The organism is Salmonella sp. JXY0409-18 (assembly GCF_020268625.1).
Classification (GTDB): domain Bacteria; phylum Pseudomonadota; class Gammaproteobacteria; order Enterobacterales; family Enterobacteriaceae; genus Salmonella; species Salmonella enterica.
Genome location: NZ_CP084217.1, coordinates 105,466 through 122,712 on the forward strand (window position 1 = coordinate 105,466; position 17,247 = coordinate 122,712).

General features: G+C 42.6%; 12 protein-coding genes. 5 read left to right on the forward strand and 7 right to left on the reverse strand.

All coding sequences use genetic code 11. From position 1 onward, the window contains the following. Positions 1-52 precede the first annotated feature (52 nt). The 4 genes from rsp to hdtA all read right to left on the reverse strand — a co-directional run bounded on the left by rsp (position 53) and on the right by hdtA (position 5,907). On the reverse strand, positions 53-4,357 hold the full coding sequence (gene rsp, locus LDB27_RS22910) for an IncHI-type conjugal transfer protein RSP (protein ID WP_065311105.1): 4,305 nt from the start codon (positions 4,355-4,357) through the stop codon (positions 53-55). Between the two features lie 119 nt (positions 4,358-4,476). After that, positions 4,477-5,031: a plasmid transfer protein gene (locus LDB27_RS22915; RefSeq protein WP_000235775.1), complete on the reverse strand. Its 555-nt coding sequence runs from the start codon at positions 5,029-5,031 to the stop codon at positions 4,477-4,479. 8 nt (positions 5,032-5,039) lie between these two features. Then, positions 5,040-5,465, reverse strand: a complete 426-nt coding sequence (locus tag LDB27_RS22920) for a hypothetical protein (RefSeq protein WP_000836980.1) — start codon at positions 5,463-5,465, stop codon at positions 5,040-5,042. Beyond that, the gene (gene hdtA / locus LDB27_RS22925; protein WP_000952689.1) at positions 5,455-5,907 is read right to left on the reverse strand and encodes a H transfer determinant A; all 453 of its coding nucleotides are present in this window, start codon (positions 5,905-5,907) and stop codon (positions 5,455-5,457) included. The genes LDB27_RS22920 and hdtA overlap by 11 nt, the downstream gene beginning before the upstream one ends. 275 nt (positions 5,908-6,182) lie before the next feature. Here hdtA and LDB27_RS22930 point away from each other — a divergent pair, with 275 nt between their 5' ends. Beyond that, a complete protein-coding gene (locus LDB27_RS22930; RefSeq protein WP_000019445.1) occupies positions 6,183-7,163 on the forward strand; it encodes an IS5-like element ISKpn26 family transposase in 981 nt (326 codons plus the stop codon). 100 nt (positions 7,164-7,263) lie between these two features. On the opposite strand, the gene parM is transcribed toward LDB27_RS22930, so the two are convergent. After that, positions 7,264-7,968, reverse strand: a complete 705-nt coding sequence (gene parM / locus LDB27_RS22935; protein ID WP_077249218.1) for a plasmid segregation protein ParM domain-containing protein — start codon at positions 7,966-7,968, stop codon at positions 7,264-7,266. A 363-nt stretch (positions 7,969-8,331) separates the two neighbouring features. Between parM and LDB27_RS22940 the strand changes: the two genes are divergently transcribed. Genes LDB27_RS22940 through LDB27_RS22955 form a run of 4 tightly spaced genes read left to right on the forward strand, consistent with a single transcriptional unit; the run spans position 8,332 to position 11,012 of the window. Continuing rightward, positions 8,332-9,279 carry a metallophosphoesterase gene (locus LDB27_RS22940; RefSeq protein WP_000718594.1) on the forward strand — a complete coding sequence of 316 codons (948 nt, stop codon included), beginning with the start codon at positions 8,332-8,334 and terminating at the stop codon, positions 9,277-9,279. After that, the gene (locus LDB27_RS22945) at positions 9,276-10,112 is read left to right on the forward strand and encodes a hypothetical protein (RefSeq protein WP_000695957.1); all 837 of its coding nucleotides are present in this window, start codon (positions 9,276-9,278) and stop codon (positions 10,110-10,112) included. Before LDB27_RS22940 ends, LDB27_RS22945 begins: the two co-directional genes overlap by 4 nt. Next, positions 10,105-10,626, forward strand: coding sequence for a hypothetical protein (locus LDB27_RS22950; RefSeq protein WP_000598516.1), 522 nt, complete (start codon positions 10,105-10,107; stop codon positions 10,624-10,626). The genes LDB27_RS22945 and LDB27_RS22950 overlap by 8 nt, the downstream gene beginning before the upstream one ends. Next, on the forward strand, positions 10,623-11,012 hold the full coding sequence (locus LDB27_RS22955; RefSeq protein ID WP_001572421.1) for a hypothetical protein: 390 nt from the start codon (positions 10,623-10,625) through the stop codon (positions 11,010-11,012). The genes LDB27_RS22950 and LDB27_RS22955 overlap by 4 nt, the downstream gene beginning before the upstream one ends. A 61-nt stretch (positions 11,013-11,073) precedes the next feature. Here the strand turns inward: LDB27_RS22955 and LDB27_RS22960 are convergent, their stop codons facing one another. Next, on the reverse strand, positions 11,074-12,078 hold the full coding sequence (locus tag LDB27_RS22960; protein ID WP_001278836.1) for a ParB family protein: 1,005 nt from the start codon (positions 12,076-12,078) through the stop codon (positions 11,074-11,076). Continuing rightward, positions 12,075-13,328, reverse strand: a complete 1,254-nt coding sequence (locus LDB27_RS22965; RefSeq protein ID WP_001050364.1) for a ParA family protein — start codon at positions 13,326-13,328, stop codon at positions 12,075-12,077. Before LDB27_RS22965 ends, LDB27_RS22960 begins: the two co-directional genes overlap by 4 nt. Between the last annotated feature and the right edge of the window lie 3,919 nt (positions 13,329-17,247).

The following is a 17,247-nucleotide window of genomic DNA, read 5'->3' on the forward strand; positions in this document are numbered from 1 at the left end:
TGGGCATAAAAAAGCCGGGACAAAATGTCCCGGCTTTATATTTAAAAATTTATTACTCACTGCTTGGTATTGATACAGTGTATTCAGACTTACTTGCCTCTTCAGCCGGTCCGAAAACTGTCACGTGCTGCGTTGCAAAGTCTCCACTATCATCATAAGCAATTACTTTTATGTCCTGCTTACCACGGTTAAGGTTTTTAGAAAGTGTAGCCGTACTACCGAAAACGTTCCTTAATTCGCCGTTGATGAACCATTCATATCTAACCATTTTTCCATCAGTATCATCACATTTATTGGTAAAGCTCCAGCTTAGGTTGGTTTCCGTGTAGCTCAATGTACAATTAGGCACTGCGTTTTTAACGACATCAAACTCAACAGATGCTGAACCTCTCTGTCCAAGTTTACTAACAACATCAATTGTGATCTCGTATTTCTTTTCTTTTAAACCCGAAATCAGTTGAGCCCAATAATTTTTGCCGCTGGGTATTACCTCACCGTTCACCTTGTATGTGACCGTATCTATCGAGTCCGCCGAATGAGATAGCTTGATGTTTGACCTTAAGGTTACATCGAGTGGAGCTCTCATATATTTGTTAGAGAACTTGGGTGTCATCTCAACGTTCATTGGCGTTTGTTCATCGACAACAAAGGTATTTTCGATACGCTGTTCATTGTTGCGGTTATCTTTGAAAACAACCATCAATGTATATTTGCCAGGATTTTCAATTGTAAATTCTTTGGTGTCACCTTCATCTTTAGTGATTACCAGATTCTCTTTGTCGTAAATCCATTCTCGGGAATAAGTAACACCAGGATAGTCTCCATCCTTAATACCGCTCAACGCAACGCGTAGGGTGGTCGGTGCCATGTCGTATTTAAGTTTGGAGCTTATTTTCATTTCGGGGAATTTATAAACCCACGATTTGACAGAAACTCTACGGGTAGAAACCGTATTCTCCTTATTGTCCGCTAACCATGCACTGTATTCAAAAGCAGCATATCCCTGTTTATCCAACATTTGCTCAGTAAGGGTAACAGACAGTGTAGAGCCTTTAAATGTCTGGCCATCCGGTGTTTTCCATTCTTCAACTACGTTATTACCATTCTGGTACTTACTGTTAGGGTTCGTGAACTTACCTTCCAAAGTAACTTTTTGACCAACCTCTACCTTAGAAACCCCCGTTACCGAGACAGAAAGGCGCTTGGGTTTTGCGGCTGCCAACCGAGCAGACGTTTCCTTCCATGAAGACTCCTCTGCCAGTTCATCGGAATCAAGGTAACGCATCCGGGCATAAATCGTAGACGGTAGGGTATCAGCTGAAGCCACAGTGTAAGTTGTATCTCCCTGCACCCAGTTGACTTTATCCTCTGACCAGAGAACCTCAGCGGTGCCTGCTGGTATAGGCTCATCGTTATCAAGCAGGGTTACAGGTACATCTGAGCCCTGAAGAATGTCTGTCACATCTATACTGAGCTTAGGCTGCTTGTAGGTAACTACCGTTAAGGCATCTGTGTAGGAAACCTTAGATGTGAATTTATTGGTCATTTTTGCCCTATAAAGCCACTTTCCTACTTCTGTCTTTTTGATACTTACACTTCTCTTTCCGGTCATGTCGGAAAGCATATTCCAGGTTTGACCATTATCAGAGGACTGCTGCCATTCGGTGGGGGCAAGTGCGTCAGAGTTAGCAGTACTGGCAGATTTGAAGCTTACCAGAGTACTAAGTGGGATCCTTCCGATAATAAGGCTTTTCGACAGGTTACCCTCCAGTTCCTCACCTTTATAGATTCGAATGCCTACAGCACTGGTCTCACGTTTCATTTCAAAATCAGAGAATGGCGATCTGACCTTAGCCACACCAACCAGACGCATATTACCCAGATCCATATTTTCAATTTTAATCTTGGTTTCGACAATGCCCGCATCATTGACCGGCAATGCTTCAGTCAGCGCAGTTCTTTCGTATGTAGTTTTATAACGGCCTGTTTCTGGATCTTTGCCGTATACACTTTTTTGCGAGTATATCGTGACGTCCCATTCTCCCATTGTTTTACGGTCAAATGCACTTTTACGTGTGGAGTTGTTATAACGCCCCACTGTTACCTTTAAGGGCACTTCAAGAGATGTGGCTGTTTTTCTGTCATCCACTTCCATCGATGCTCGAATATTGAAATCAGGCACCGTATATACGTTGAGTGTGTCTGTAGTTCTTAATTCTGGATCCTTTGAGTATTCTACAGCTATGTCAAAGACGTTCTTTGTCCACAATGGTGCAGCAGCAACCTTAACCCTTTGTACAAAGGTCGTTGCATCGTTGTTTGAGGAACGATTTTTAAATGACGTTTTGACAGCCTCAGAGCCGTTTTGAGAGACGATCATCGTAACGTCAGCTGGTACCACCTTCGCTAATATTCGAGCGGCCTCCCCCCCGGTCGTATAAGCCAGAGCAGTGTTCGGATTGATGCCAGCTATGACTTTATTCTTTTTGTAAGAGATGATCGGGTTGTATGGTAATTGTGTGGTCAGAGTACGGCGATTCCTTGCGGATACCGCTTTAGAGCCCTTCCCGTTAATCATATAGACTTGATAGTCGAGCAGATTCTCACCTGTTTTATTAAAGAATCCAGTTAGACCCGGGGTACGTCCTTTAAAATAGAACTCCAACCCATCAGGGACATTGTTCCACTGAGGGTAGCATGCTGTAACATCTGATTTTTCCCCATACCAGGCGAGGTAAGCATTCGCATTTTCCTCTGTGGTAAACAGAGTGCATTTATCACCAGCTGTTTGACTAAGCAGGTCCGTATACTGACGTACACGCGAGTAAAGAGTTACGTTTTTTTCCAGATTCTTGAGAGTGAATCCAGTAGGTTGATAAGTGAAAACGGTACTGAAATTAACGTTTTTTCCATAAAGGTTTTCAGCCACCACAGTAATCTCGTGATCCGAATTAACTGCTAAATCGTCTCCAACCGGCAGGTAGTAAATACCTCTATAATTTGTAGGTGTTAACGAAACTACTTTGTTGTCTATTGTTACTGATTTTATGTCAGCAACCCCAGCCTGCCCCTGGAAAGCTGCAACGATAATCTCGTTCAGGAAGTATACGGGTGCTCGTTTAGTTAATACCTGCCCATCTTTGAGAACCATAAGCGTTGGGTTATCAGACAGCATCAGTTTGCTTTCAGGCTCAGTGTACGTAGAAGAGTTTTTGCTCGTATTTTCTACTGTAAAAGTCGCTGCGTAGGACCCGTTTATAAGATCCGTTAAGTCGAAGATATAGAGGTACTCATCACCGACTTTTTGAGGTCCACTTACCGGCTGTAAAGTTCTACGTAAAGGGGTTGCCCAGGACTGTTTGAAATCAATCTCAGTGCCATCATCTAAAGTCACTTTAGTCGTCGGTTTAAACACGCCATCCGGAGTCATAGTGAGCGACATAGCTGTTGGGAGCCACCATTCACCTTCTGTTTCTTGCTGGGGTACCTTAACGGCCACAGCAACGGTTTTGGCTCCGGTATAGATGTCCTGGCCACCTACTTTGATTGTTTTAGCCTCATCGGTAAAATTCCAAAGTGTATGGTCTACTACAGGAGGCCGATAATCCCAGTTAACAACAAGCTTTTTGGATTCAGGAGGTGCGAAATAATTATTCTTAGAGTTTGCTGTAATTGTGATATCACGTGAACCCAAAAGTTCATCTGTATCACTGGCCTTAATGCTTCCAACTTCAATGGTACAGGAAGTTCCGCCAATAGGAACTTCACAGGCGGAGCCTGAACCTATTGAGATGTATTGAATATAATTGCGGGGCTCAACAGAAACAGCGATATCTTTGATCGCTTCATCCTTTAAATACGATTTGAAAGAAAAGCCGTCATAGACTAATCCGTTCAGGGATGATTTAAGACCGGTGATAGTAGGTTTTACCGGTGCCACACTTTTGATTGAATATTCACCTTTTACTATTTCAACTTTTTTCCGTTCAGAACCAGAGAAGTAAGAAATCTTGTAAGGTAGTTTTAAATCACCGGTGGTGTTGGGAACGCCTGAAAGAGTGAAACCGTTAGAAGTAAATCCCAAGGTATTGGGTAACCACTCAAAAAAACAAACGAGGTTATCAACAGAGGAAGTCGCTCGATCATCAACCGTTACATTACAGGCTGTGCCTGCACCTGAGGCAGTGATAGTGTTAGAATTAACGTATGCAACAAAGTCGCCCGGCCCCGGGTCAAAGGATACGGCTGGCAAATCAGCCTGTAGCTTTCCTGAAATCATAATCGCTTCGGCATAGACCGCTTTAATCGGAGCAATTAAAGAAAACAACAGGGCTAAACCTAAACCTGATTTTCTCATGACGAATACCTGTTTTTCTGAGCAAAATTAAACTCACTTTACGATGAAAAACAGAAATATCCGTTCGTATAACATTTAAAAAAACCTGTATTTTTCCATGTATTCCGTATGTTAATACGCTATTTTGAATTCTTGGCTTCAGATAAGCGAAGCGCGGTAATTATAGACTCGGAGCTTACCCAAGGCGTTTTTTGAGCAAGATATCCAAGTATGTAGAGGCCAATTTTAACGCAGTCCATTTGTGAGACGGGGACCATGTGCATGAAGGGTTTTAAGCCGTCTTTATCGACTGGAACTATCCCTGCTGATAACAACAAACCGCCCCTCTCGTTTGGGGTAACGCTTATATTTTTGTATACGACGTGGCCATGATGTGAGGTTTTCCTCTTATCAATTTTTAAAGTATGCATGATTCTAAGAAATACAGATGCCATCTGCATAACTTCATTCGTCGACAATTTTAGAAGTACAGAACGGTTTGAGCCCCAGTCATAATCTTTTTTGGCGTTCCTCGGAGCGGCGTGCAATGTAAGATAATAATTATCAATCTCATTTGAAAAAGGTGAAGGTTTTGATGAGCTAACATCTTCATTGTTCATCTCAATGACAAGTGCTGCATCCTGACCAAAAGCTTTTACATTATGGTTTTTAAGAGAGAAGTCTGAAGTTGCCATATAAAAAGTCACTTTTGATAAAACCACATACCACCTAATGATTCATCATCGGCAAGATGCTTGAAATTTGAGAGTGTATATCCTGTTTTGGTTTCAGAAATCACCATGCTGTAAGATGCCGTATGTACAAGGCGAGAATTGTTTAGATCAAGATCATCACAAAAACCAGGGCTTTTGACGGGGTCAGCCTTTTCAACAAAAGTTACTTTTGAAGCGATGCCGTTGATCACGATTTTCTCGTTATCAGCAATTTTAATGTTTAAAGAAGGCGAGCTTTTATCACATGGCAGGAAGAGTGATGTCTTTTTAAATGTGTTTCCAGTGAAGTCCAAAAGGTCAGGTTTAACCGGAACATTGTTTAGGATTTTATAAACTCCAGCAAATGCACATATCACAACAAAACCAGATAAAACATATCTAATCTTAGACTTCATCCCCCAGTTCCTCTCCTAAAAGTTTTAACGCACTTACGCACATAAGCCTCAACTGATACAGTAAGTTATCAGCGGTTATTCCACCAACGAAGGTAACTGTACGTCGTATTGATGCTCCGCCAGGCTCGCACTGGATATGGCCGATACCAGAATCACGGAGGAAGTCATTTTCTGCACTTACAAGGTCTGACTCTACAGGTGGAATGATAACTTCAATGAGTATTGTATCAACTGGGGCCCACTCCCAATCGAACTTAAGAGAGGAAATTGGGGATATAGAAACAAGAAGCTCATCAATATTAAAAATTACGGGTTTTATTCCCATAACCTCAGACTGAATGAAGTGGCTTTCTACCATAACTACCGGAAACTCTGAAATAGTCAGAACTCCGATTAACTGGTCTCGGCGTAAACCATGTATTAGTGAGTTGCGAGATAGCATTCGATCAGCCTTTATTATAATAATCAAACATTTGGGACAAGGACAAAAGGGATTACAGAAACGAAGATTCTACATGAACATCGTTGTCAGTGACCTTAGGTCCATCGGGTATAAGGGTATCAAAAAATCCTTACATAACCATTAAAGCACAGAGACTTTATAAGTAAAATAATAATTAAGTACCAGATTTATTAAGATAATTCTTAGGGAAGGTGCGAACAAGTTCCTGATATGAGATCATCATATTCATCCGGAGCGCATCCCAGAGGGACATCATGAGCCATCAACTCACCTTCGCCGATAGTGAATTCAGCACTAAGCGCCGTCAGACCCGAAAAGAGATTTTCCTCTCCCGCATGGAGCAGATTCTGCCATGGCAGAATATGACCGCTGTCATCGAGCCGTTTTATCCCAAGGCGGGCAATGGCCGACGGCCCTATCCGCTGGAGACCATGCTGCGTATTCACTGCATGCAGCATTGGTACAACCTGAGCGACGGTGCCATGGAAGATGCCCTGTACGAAATCGCCTCCATGCGCCTGTTTGCCCGATTATCCCTGGATAGCGCCCTGCCGGATCGCACCACCATCATGAATTTCCGCCACCTGCTCGAGCAGCATCAACTGGCCCGTCAATTGTTCAAGACCATCAATCGCTGGCTGGCCGAAGCAGGCGTCATGATGACCCAAGGCACTTTGGTGGATGCCACCATCATTGAGGCACCCAGCTCTACCAAGAACAAAGAGCAGCAACGCGATCCGGAGATGCATCAGACCAAGAAAGGCAATCAGTGGCACTTTGGCATGAAGGCCCACATTGGTGTCGATGCCAAGAGTGGCCTGACCCACAGCCTGGTCACCACCGCGGCCAACGAGCATGACCTCAATCAGCTGGGTAATCTGCTTCATGGAGAGGAGCAATTTGTCTCAGCCGATGCCGGCTACCAAGGAGCGCCACAGCGCGAGGAGCTGGCCGAGGTGGATGTGGACTGGCTGATCGCCGAGCGTCCCGGCAAGGTAAAAACCTTGAAGCAGCATCCGCGCAAGAACAAAACGGCCATCAACATCGAATACATGAAAGCCAGCATCCGTGCCAGGGTGGAGCACCCGTTTCGCATCATCAAGCGGCAGTTCGGCTTCGTGAAAGCCAGATACAAAGGGCTGCTGAAAAACGATAACCAACTGGCGATGTTATTCACCCTGGCCAACCTGTTTCGGGTGGACCAAATGATACGTCAGTGGGAGAGATCTCAGTAAAAACCGGAAATAACGCCAGAAATGGTGGAAAAAATAGCCTAAATAGGCTGATTCGATGTGTTTGCGGGAAAAAAATCGGCCCAGATCCGCGAAATTTTAATCAGCGAGTCAGCTTGGGAAGAAATGACCTGCTTATTCGCACCTTCCCTTTTACTTTCGAAATCTGTTCTAATTGCCCAGTAATACTTGCAACATCAAGAGTAGTACCACCAAGATCAATTACCAAACTTGATTCAAATGAAGCAATATCCTCAATTTCATCTGCCCGGGTCACAGCTGGTAAAGATTCAGGGAAAACAGTCACAGACAAAACGTTGAAAGAATAGCGTTTACCGTCAAGATAACGCTCAACTGGTTTCATCAGGTTATCTTTTTTTCTCTGAATATTTTCAATATTCGTTTCCCCTAAAGCAGTATAGAACTGGCTAAGAGGTAAAGTAACAAAGAGGTGAACATCCTGAGGAACTAAACCAGAAGCATGAAGTGCATGGTGAACATTTAACCGGCTAATTTCATCGTATTGGTGAGATACATCAGTCGATTCCAGTGAGTTACTAGATTCGCTGTGATGCGAAAACCTTTCCAGCCCATCAATAAGATAGTTAAAAGGATTGAGACCCTCATGGCGAACACGGAAATCTGGAACAAAACTATTTTGTGTGAGCAAGGGAACTAATTCGTTTCTTTCATTAAGACAAACCAGTTTTGCAGCTTTACTTCCATCATCGACAACGATTTTTAAAGCTTCAGTGATATCCTGCAATGATTGTGAAACAGGACTTTCAGATTTTAATAGTTCAGCCATAAAAACTCTCTTTTATTAATAGGACCATATTAGATATTAACTTTATACATTAATGGTGACCTATTATCAACATCAACACTATTAAAAAAATACGTAACTCTATGTTATTTCAGCATCCTTCCATTTTAAATACATTACCGTTAAATATCCTGTATTCATGAAGTAAACATGTTTATAAAGGAGCCAATTATAATCAGAAAGTTACTTTGCATCCTAAGTATGAACTGTTTGAGAGCCAGGACTGGAGCCTTTACCAGTAAGTAACAAAGGTCCTTAGGCTTAGAATCCAAAATGACGCCTTTATGTAAAAAAATCATAGCTCGAAATACCGTATCATCGATGTAAACATACGTAGAGGAATTTATGGCAGCTGAGCACGTCCAAACTATAGACCTTACAAACTTCTCGGGAAGGATTTTCTTTCTGGCAGATCCTCATGGACATTACTCTGCGCTGTGCAACTTGATTCAATCAGTTACAAAGCCAGAAGAAGAGATAGTAATTTTCTCTACTGGAAATTTGTTTGACTATGGGCCGGAACCCATAGAGTTGATGAAGGCGATAAACAGTGGCTTTTTCGATGGACGTTTTGTGAGGCATTTCTCAGCTGCCGGAGCCGGAGAAGAAATGTTAAAAAAATTGTTACCATTAAACAAAGACCGGAGAACATTTTACCCCAGCACATACCTCAATGAGAGATGGTGTGTAATGGGCGGAAAGTGGCATAAAGCTGTAAATCGTTACTATTTAGAGGAAGAGGTAAAAAAACTTCTTAATACCCAGCTTGGTACGATGATGCAGATTTTACTCAAAGGCGATATAAAAATTGGGGTTTGCCCTTCTGATTACGCCCCTATCCGCACATCATTCACTGATACTTATAATGCGCTTCAAGCATTCAACTATGCCAATGTGAATATTTTTCAGAGCCAGTTTCTATTCGGTATGGACCATGCCGTAATACCAATGATGATAAATGACGTCAACCTTATGGTCCTAGGTAGGAATCCTGTAAACAGCATTCGAAAAGCCCATGGTCGTACTCAAAACAATCTTCCAGTACTGATCGGTAATTGTTTACATATAAATACTGGATCACTCTATATGTCAAAATTAGAAGACCAGGTAATAGTTGCTCCGGGTATACCGCCAACTGACTCACCAGCACTTACATTAGTAGAAATAATCATGAAGAACAATCCAGTTTTATTGTGTCATCAGCTAATACAAACAACAAACAAGTTTTATTCACTTAAAACCTATCCTTTAGAACTCGATTCGATTGAAAACAACATTGAGGTAACAAGATGAAGATAAAATGGAAGATTATCTCAATTTCAACATTACTTTTGCATCTTCACGCAGCAGCTGCACCACATCAAGAGAAAGAGCAAAGAAAAGATGCTTTTTCTTCTGCCGCTCAGAAAAGTGATTCACTTATATCTGCTAAAGCGGAGCTTATAAACGGAAGGTGGTTTATAAATGGTAAATATAGGCCTGTTCTAAAGACCAGCATGACCAAAACCAATTTCTTAGAAATCATGAATGTTTCAAATAAAGAATCACTTTTTATGGTGATACCGAAACTTGAGTATAATATCATTGCCAAAAATAAAATCTTACTAAATGAAAAAATTGCATTAAGCGAAGGCACATCCGGAAAAAGCATTGTTTGGGTCGAGCCTAAATCAAGTATAACTATATCGTTTATAAATGACCTTGCTAATACGCCCCTTCAGGCTATCGTTTCGATCACAAGAAACAACAAAGATGTAATTGCCATCTTTGGACCGGATCAGGATAAAGGGTTTACTCTTCCCGGAAAGACATCTAATGATCAAGTGTCCGTTCCTGACGATTCTGATCTAAATATAAAAAAACTTAACATACCTCAAAGTGTTGGTAATTCAGTAACCATCAATCCTAAAGAGAAGAATTACCTCTTAGTTGGACAAGTAAAATATAAAATCTTATCTCTTCCGAAATATCAACATTTAGAATTTTCTGAACCGGTTTATATTGAGAAAAGAAAAGATATCCTCGGTGGTTATGGTTATTGGACGAAAGAAACAATTCTCTACCCCGGTGAATCATTATCTTTTATAACCAGCGCCAAAAACAATCTAAGGAAGCGGGATGATTAAAGTTATCACACTTTTATTGTTTGCATTACTGACTGGTTGTCAGTCAGTAGAAAGTAAAATCGAAGAACTCCCGACAGTTGGTTTTGACCCTATTCTATACAATAAAAGTGAGGCCTTTACTGACGGAAAAGTTACTTTACGTGTCGAAAGTTCAGGAACTGATGTTTGGCTTGTCGCCAAGAATGGAACCAGAAGTTTTATTGAGCTTTCAGGCCTAACGCTAGGTGGTAGTCGTTGTGCTTACAATGCCCGTAGTAAGCAACTTTTGCCCCCAGGCAGCGTAAGCACATTCGTAGTTCCTACGGTTGGAATGCTTGGACTTTGCTTCAACAATGAAGATCAACTTATGTTTATTAACCGTGCTTTTAGCAGAATCTCTCCCAAAGCAAAAGGAAAAGATTCTCTTTCTCTTTTATTTTCTGTTAGTTACGATTTTCCCGGAAAAGCGGACCTAATTAATAACCACGATTTTCAAGAGTTATATCTTTTATTTTTGAATGAGGATAATCTATGAAAAAAACATTAATTGTTATTTTATTATGTTTTTGTCACTCAGTTTTAGCATATCCATACCGTATCTATACTGTCCCGGAAGGGGCATTAGTAAAAAACATACTAACTAATGAATATCTAGGAAAAACCCCTGTGGTTGTGGACGTGAGCAATACCGAAGCTGGTTCTACTTTTGGGATTTCTTTATTTAGACATGAAAATGTTGCTATAAAGATTTTTACAGTAATGCCTTCAGCAGAAAATAATTTTGCTGTTTCTGGACCTGACGTTGCAACTATGTCATTGCCGGGCAAAGCACCTTTAAACGTAGTAAATGATGGGAATGGCGCTTCTGTTCATATAGAACTAAGACCTTATATGTCTGAACCTGCGCACACCCCATATTAATATAACAAGAAATTAAAAATATAAATCATATGAACTGCATCATAAAGATGCAGTTCAATATTTATTCTGATACTTTTAATTTTTCTTTTATGAACTCCTCTAGCTCCTTAATAAAACCCGCACTTATCCTATTGAATTCAATGCGAATTTTTCTTCCAGTATTGTTTTTACTGATTCTTGCATACTTATCTTTGTTATCAAAAGTAATAAGATCACTTGTTTCCCATTTTGTGGAATAAGATTTTTCACAAACACTTTCCACAGCTTGTGTGATTTTCTCCATTACAACTTTTTGGGCAACTTGGAGATCTCCAATGTCTAAATCTTTTGTTTCCTCTTTAACATTATCTATTACTTCATCTAAAGGAAATAGATTTTTTTGCACATATTTCTGTAAACGAGACAAGCGACTATAATAGGAGTTCGGTATTCCTTCATAATCCGGGAATAAAGAGATCAATGTTTCGTCAATACGGGCCGCCTGGATTCTTTTGGCTACCGATACATGACTAATCCCAAGATATGCTGCGAGTTCTTCATTAGTAGAAAATCCCTTTTCTTCCATTTTCTTGATAAATTGAAACCCAACTTCTCTATATGAAAATTTTCGAGATGTTTGTGCTGCGGATATAATTGAATTTATATCATCTTCGGTTAGTTCATCCGGTAGTACCCACAGGGGGAGATCCTTTTCTGCCTTTATACAGCAGAAACGTCTGCGACTTCCTTCTATTAATAAATAAACCCCATCTCTTTTTACAGCGATCCCTTCGGTATCGACCCCTCTTTCTTCAATCTGCTTAAGAATATCTCTAACAGAATAATCTGTAAGGGCTTCTTGATTTCGTGGGTTTGCTGGATGGACTAAGGTCTCCTTCTCCACTCTCTGGGCTGGAACAATCACATGTTCCGCTTCAAGTCTTCGGCCCTTATGAAGAGTGAATAACTTTTTTATGCGAGGTGCTGTTTTCAAACCCGCAAGACCTGAACGGTGACCGACTTCTGTCCGCTTTGGTGCGTTTAAATATCGAGATTTATCATTCCCGATATGTTGCTCATCGCTCATGCGTTAACTCCTTGCTTAGCTGAAAAACTTTTTATTTCATTTATAAATTGTTGATATACCTGTAATACAGATTCTTCTGCGACATCAAGTTGCTTTGCGGAACAAAGTTCCTCTGATTTTTTGATATCAAGCACTGTACGCCCTTTGGAAGCAGCTGCCTTAAATGCTTCAGAATTTTTTATGTTAGCGGACATCAAAAGGTCCTGAACAGTTCTGATTAATTTATCCAAAACTATTCTTTCATATGGACTTTTGTCATCAACATTGACAGCAAGAACTTTGAACCATTTTAAATTATCGCCCTTACTTGGTGATTGTTTAAACCTTTCACTTATTGTAAGCATGAAGTCTGTAGTAGAGGCGTAATCATATTCACGTGGTGACACTGCGACAAGAATCCCATCGGCCGCTTCGTCAGCAGCCCAGATCAAAGGTGAATCTTCAGGTGGAGTGTCTATAATAATCAAATCATAGTTCTGCTTCAGTACCGGTAAGATAACTTCCTTGAAACGTAGTAACAAAGACGTTCGTTCTTCTCTAGAACATTGCCAGTATTTATCTTTAAAACGAGCATCTGTCGGAAATGCCGTTATCACGTCCAAGTTTGGCAGATGCGTTGAAAAAGGCATATTAGTGATGATTTCTTCTTCAGAGAATCCTGAATCTAAATATTTTTTATACTCAGAATTTTCTTCATAAATTCCAAGGATTGCATCAATTGCTGTAAGGAAGACATCATCTTCTGAGACACTTTGAATCATGCTGCTTCCAATCGAACCTTGTGGGTCCCATTCGATCATTAATACACGTGCATTCAGTTGTAGATCTAAAGCAGCTGCTACTGCTAAAGCTACAGATGTAGTGCTTTTCCCTGTACCGCCTTTATGATTCTGAGTAACAATAGCTCTGCTAAAGTAATGATCGCGGTACTTGGGATAACCCAGGGCATCCATTATTTTTTGAACATCCCAGCGGGTGTAAAGATGATTTTTGTTTTGATAAATAGGTGCACCAACAAGTTCTTTTTCTTCTAAGTCCGAAAGTATTTTATTGAACGTTACTCGTGACTTCCCAAAAAAATCAGAGAGATTTTTTTTATTTAAACAGTGGTTGTAGATCAGTCTATCAACACCATCAACACTATCATCAGAAACAGATACTCTTGATGAAGCCATCAGAGATTCCTTAAGAGAAATCTGCTCGCTTTTCATGCGCTGACCAACGAGGGCGATCTTTTCAAGTAAATTCATGGTTATGACCTTTTTGCACTGAAAACCGACTTTTACGCATATATGTAAACTTTACGCATAATGCGTCCATTTCATTGTTATACGTACAATTCTATCCTTTGTTTCAATCCTAAGCTAATGTTTGTTTACTTTTTTATGATTTTTTGTGAGCTTAACTTGCAGATGAGAGCTCAGACTCTCTAGTCCATACCTAATGCTCATTCTTTTTAAACCACGATTCTTGTCGACTTCTCTACGCTTTGACGTTATGAGCTCCATTAATGAATCTTCACGCCTACCCTATTTCTTGCTTAGACCCTAAAATCTATCTCACCGGTGTGCTGATTTACGTTTCCTAACTGTGAATCGTTGTCGTCAGTCCAGTCTAAAGATATGAGGTGTTAATCTCTTGAGTAGGCCCACTACGAATTATGGGAGCAGAGTTAGCAACCTAGCCCAGAACTGAAACCCAACTTCAGGAGGCAACCCCAGTGTGGCGATTAAGGGGGTTAAATCTGCCAGCGGCTGACAGTGTCCTAGCTGCTGCTCAGTCACACCACGCCCTGATTAAATCTCCTGCCCGGTATTGTAAGGACCGAAAAAAGCCCGTGCATTTGTGTCGGCAGACCGGCATGAAGGAATATGACGTTAATCTGTATCAGCAGGCACTTTTCGCATGATGGGAGCAAGTGATAGCAACCCCGCCCAGAACGGAAGGCCAGCATCAGGACAAAACCCAAGTTTGGCGATTAAGGGGGTTAAATTTGCAAGCGGATGACAGTGCCCCAGCTGCTGCTCAGTCACACCACGCCCTGAGTAAATCTCTCGCCAGGTCTTGTTATGACCGAAAATAGCCCAAGCACTGGTGTCGGCAGACCGGCATACAGGAATATGACGTTAATCTGTATCAGCAGATACATTTCGCATTATGGGAGCAAGAGATAGCAACCCAGCCCAGAACTGAAGGCCAGCATGAGGACAGAACACCAGTTTGGCGATTAAGGGAGTTAAATATGCAAGCTGCTGATAGTGCCCCAGCTCCTGCTCAGTAACACCACGCCCTGATAAAATCTCCTGCCCGGTAATGTAATGACCGAAAAAAGGCCGTGCACTGGTGTCGGCAGACCGGCACGCAGGAAAATGACGTTAATCTGTATCAACAGACACATTTCGCATTAGGGGAGCAAGTGATAGCCACCCAGCCCAGAACTGAAGGCCAGCATCAGGACAGTACCCCAGTTTGGCGATTAAGGGGGTTAAATCCGCCAGTGGCTGTAAGTGCCCGAGCGGTGTATAAGAAATATTTCCCGAAGGACAATCTTTCGCTCGTACGATGAATAAAGTGTTCAACCCGGGAGCGGGGATCACTTAACCTGCTTAGCCTAAATCTTACGTCATTCTCTAAACGGAGTTTAAGCTTAATGGTCCTTAGAAAGTTAAAAGGACTACCCATAATGACGTCTTGAGATGGCGAATAAAGGGTTTTAATCTGCCAGCGGCTGACAGTGCCCCAGCTTCTGCTCAGTCACACCACGCCTGATTAAATCTCCCGCCAGGTCTTATTATGACCGAAAATAGTCCCCGTGCACTAGAGTCGTAAGACCGGCATACAGGAATGAGGCTTAAATCTTTATCAGGTTGCAAGGTTCGCATCATGGGAGCAAGGGCCTTGAACTGTAGGTTAACATCAGAAAATCCCAGATTGGCGATTAAGGGGGTTAAATCTGACAGAGACTGAAAGTGCCTTCAGATGCTGCTCAGGTATATTACAACCTGAAAAAATCAAGCGTCTGTTCATGCGAATATCGAAAAAAGCTATGCACCAGTTTCGGCAGACCGGCATGGAGTAATGAGACGTTAATCTGTATCAGCTGGCGCATTTCGTATCATGGGAGCAAGTGTTAGCAACCCTGCCCAGGACGGAAGGACACTATCAGGACTGATCCCAGTTTGGAGATTAAGGGGGTTAAATCTGCCAGTGGCTGACAGAGCCTTCTGATGCTGCTCAGACATACTATGCAAAGATAAAATCACCCGTCCGTCCTTGTGATTATCGGAAAAAGCCATGCACCGGAGTCGGCAGATCGGTATGCAGTAATGTGACTTTAATCTGTATCAGCAGGCGCAATGGGAGCAAGTGTTAGCAACCGAGCCCAGGACGGAAGGACACTATCAGGACTGAACCCCAGTGTGGCGATTAAGGGGGTTAAATCTGCAAGCGGATAACAGTGCCCCAGCTGCTGCTCAGTCACACCACGCCCTGATTAAATCTCTCGCCAGGTCTTGTTAGGACCGAAAATAGCCCGAGCAATGGTGTCGGCAGACCGGCATACAGGAATACGACGTTAATTTGTATCAGCAGGTACATTTCGCATTATGGGAGCAAGTGATAGCAACCCAGCTCAGAACTGAAGGCCTGCATGAGGACAGAACACCAGTTTGGCGATTAAGGGGGTTAAATCTGACAGCGGCTGACAGTGCCTTCAGATGCTGCTCAGGCATACTACTCTCCCTGATATAATCTCCCATATGTTCTTGAGATCGTCGGAAATCGCCCATGCACCGGTGTCGGCAGACCGGTATGCAGTAATGTGATTTTAATCTGTATCAGCAGGCACATTTCGTATCATGGGAGTAAGTGTTAGCAAACCGAACCCCGCCCAGAACGGAAGGTCAATATCAGACCAGAATCCCAGTGTGGCGATTAAGGGGGTTAAATCTGCAAGCTGCTGACAGTGCCCCAGCTTCTGCTCAGTCACACCACGCCCTGATAAAATCTCCTGCCCGGTAATGTGATGACCGAAAAAAGCCCGTGCACTGGTGTTGGCAGACCGGCACGCAGGAATATGACGTTAATCTGTATCAGCAGTTACATTTCGCATTATGGGAGGAAGTGATAGCCACCCAGCCCAGAACTGAAGGCCAGCATCAGGACAGTACCCCAGTTTGGCGATTAAGGGGGTTAAATCTGCAAGCGGATAACAGTGCCCCAGCTGCTGCTCAGTCACACCACGCCCTGATTAAATCTCTCGCCAGGTCTTGTTAGGACCGAAAATAGCCCGAGCACTGGTGTCGGCAGACCGGCATACAGGAATACGACGTTAATTTGTATCAGCAGGTACATTTCGCATTATGGGAGCAAGTGATAGCAACCCAGCTCAGAACTGAAGGCCTGCATGAGGACAGAACACCAGTTTGGCGATTAAGGGGGTTAAATCTGACAGCGGCTGACAGTGCCTTCAGATGCTGCTCAGGCATACTACTCTCCCTGATATAATCTCCCATATGTTCTTGAGATCGTCGGAAATCGCCCATGCACCGGTGTCGGCAGACCGGTATGCAGTAATGTGATTTTAATCTGTATCAGCAGGCACATTTCGTATCATGGGAGTAAGTGTTAGCAAACCGAACCCCGCCCAGAACGGAAGGTCAATATCAGACCAGAATCCCAGTGTGGCGATTAAGGGGGTTAAATCTGCAAGCTGCTGACAGTGCCCCAGCTTCTGCTCAGTCACACCACGCCCTGATAAAATCTCCTGCCCGGTAATGTGATGACCGAAAAAAGCCCGTGCACTGGTGTTGGCAGACCGGCACGCAGGAATATGACGTTAATCTGTATCAGCAGTTACATTTCGCATTATGGGAGGAAGTGATAGCCACCCAGCCCAGAACTGAAGGCCAGCATCAGGACAGTACCCCAGTTTGGCGATTAAGGGGGTTAAATCTGCAAGCGGATAACAGTGCCCCAGCTGCTGCTCAGTCACACCACGCCCTGATTAAATCTCTCGCCAGGTCTTGTTAGGACCGAAAATAGCCCGAGCACTGGCGTCGTAAGACCGGCATACAGGAATGAGGCGTTAATCTTTATTAGGTGGAAGGATTCGCATCATGGGAGCAAGGGCCCTAGAACTGTAGGCTAACATTAGAAAATCACAGATTG

Excerpts from the sequence above, each read along its gene's own strand:
- rsp (WP_065311105.1), bottom strand. The coding sequence starts at position 4,357 with ATGAGAAAATCAGGTTTAGGTTTAGCCCTGTTGTTTTCTTTAATTGCT.
- LDB27_RS22915 (WP_000235775.1), bottom strand. The coding sequence starts at position 5,031 with ATGGCAACTTCAGACTTCTCTCTTAAAAACCATAATGTAAAAGCTTTT.
- LDB27_RS22920 (WP_000836980.1), bottom strand. The coding sequence starts at position 5,465 with ATGAAGTCTAAGATTAGATATGTTTTATCTGGTTTTGTTGTGATATGT.
- hdtA (WP_000952689.1), bottom strand. The coding sequence starts at position 5,907 with ATGCTATCTCGCAACTCACTAATACATGGTTTACGCCGAGACCAGTTA.
- LDB27_RS22930 (WP_000019445.1), top strand. The coding sequence starts at position 6,183 with ATGAGCCATCAACTCACCTTCGCCGATAGTGAATTCAGCACTAAGCGC.
- parM (WP_077249218.1), bottom strand. The coding sequence starts at position 7,968 with ATGGCTGAACTATTAAAATCTGAAAGTCCTGTTTCACAATCATTGCAG.
- LDB27_RS22940 (WP_000718594.1), top strand. The coding sequence starts at position 8,332 with ATGGCAGCTGAGCACGTCCAAACTATAGACCTTACAAACTTCTCGGGA.
- LDB27_RS22945 (WP_000695957.1), top strand. The coding sequence starts at position 9,276 with ATGAAGATAAAATGGAAGATTATCTCAATTTCAACATTACTTTTGCAT.
- LDB27_RS22950 (WP_000598516.1), top strand. The coding sequence starts at position 10,105 with ATGATTAAAGTTATCACACTTTTATTGTTTGCATTACTGACTGGTTGT.
- LDB27_RS22955 (WP_001572421.1), top strand. The coding sequence starts at position 10,623 with ATGAAAAAAACATTAATTGTTATTTTATTATGTTTTTGTCACTCAGTT.
- LDB27_RS22960 (WP_001278836.1), bottom strand. The coding sequence starts at position 12,078 with ATGAGCGATGAGCAACATATCGGGAATGATAAATCTCGATATTTAAAC.
- LDB27_RS22965 (WP_001050364.1), bottom strand. The coding sequence starts at position 13,328 with ATGAATTTACTTGAAAAGATCGCCCTCGTTGGTCAGCGCATGAAAAGC.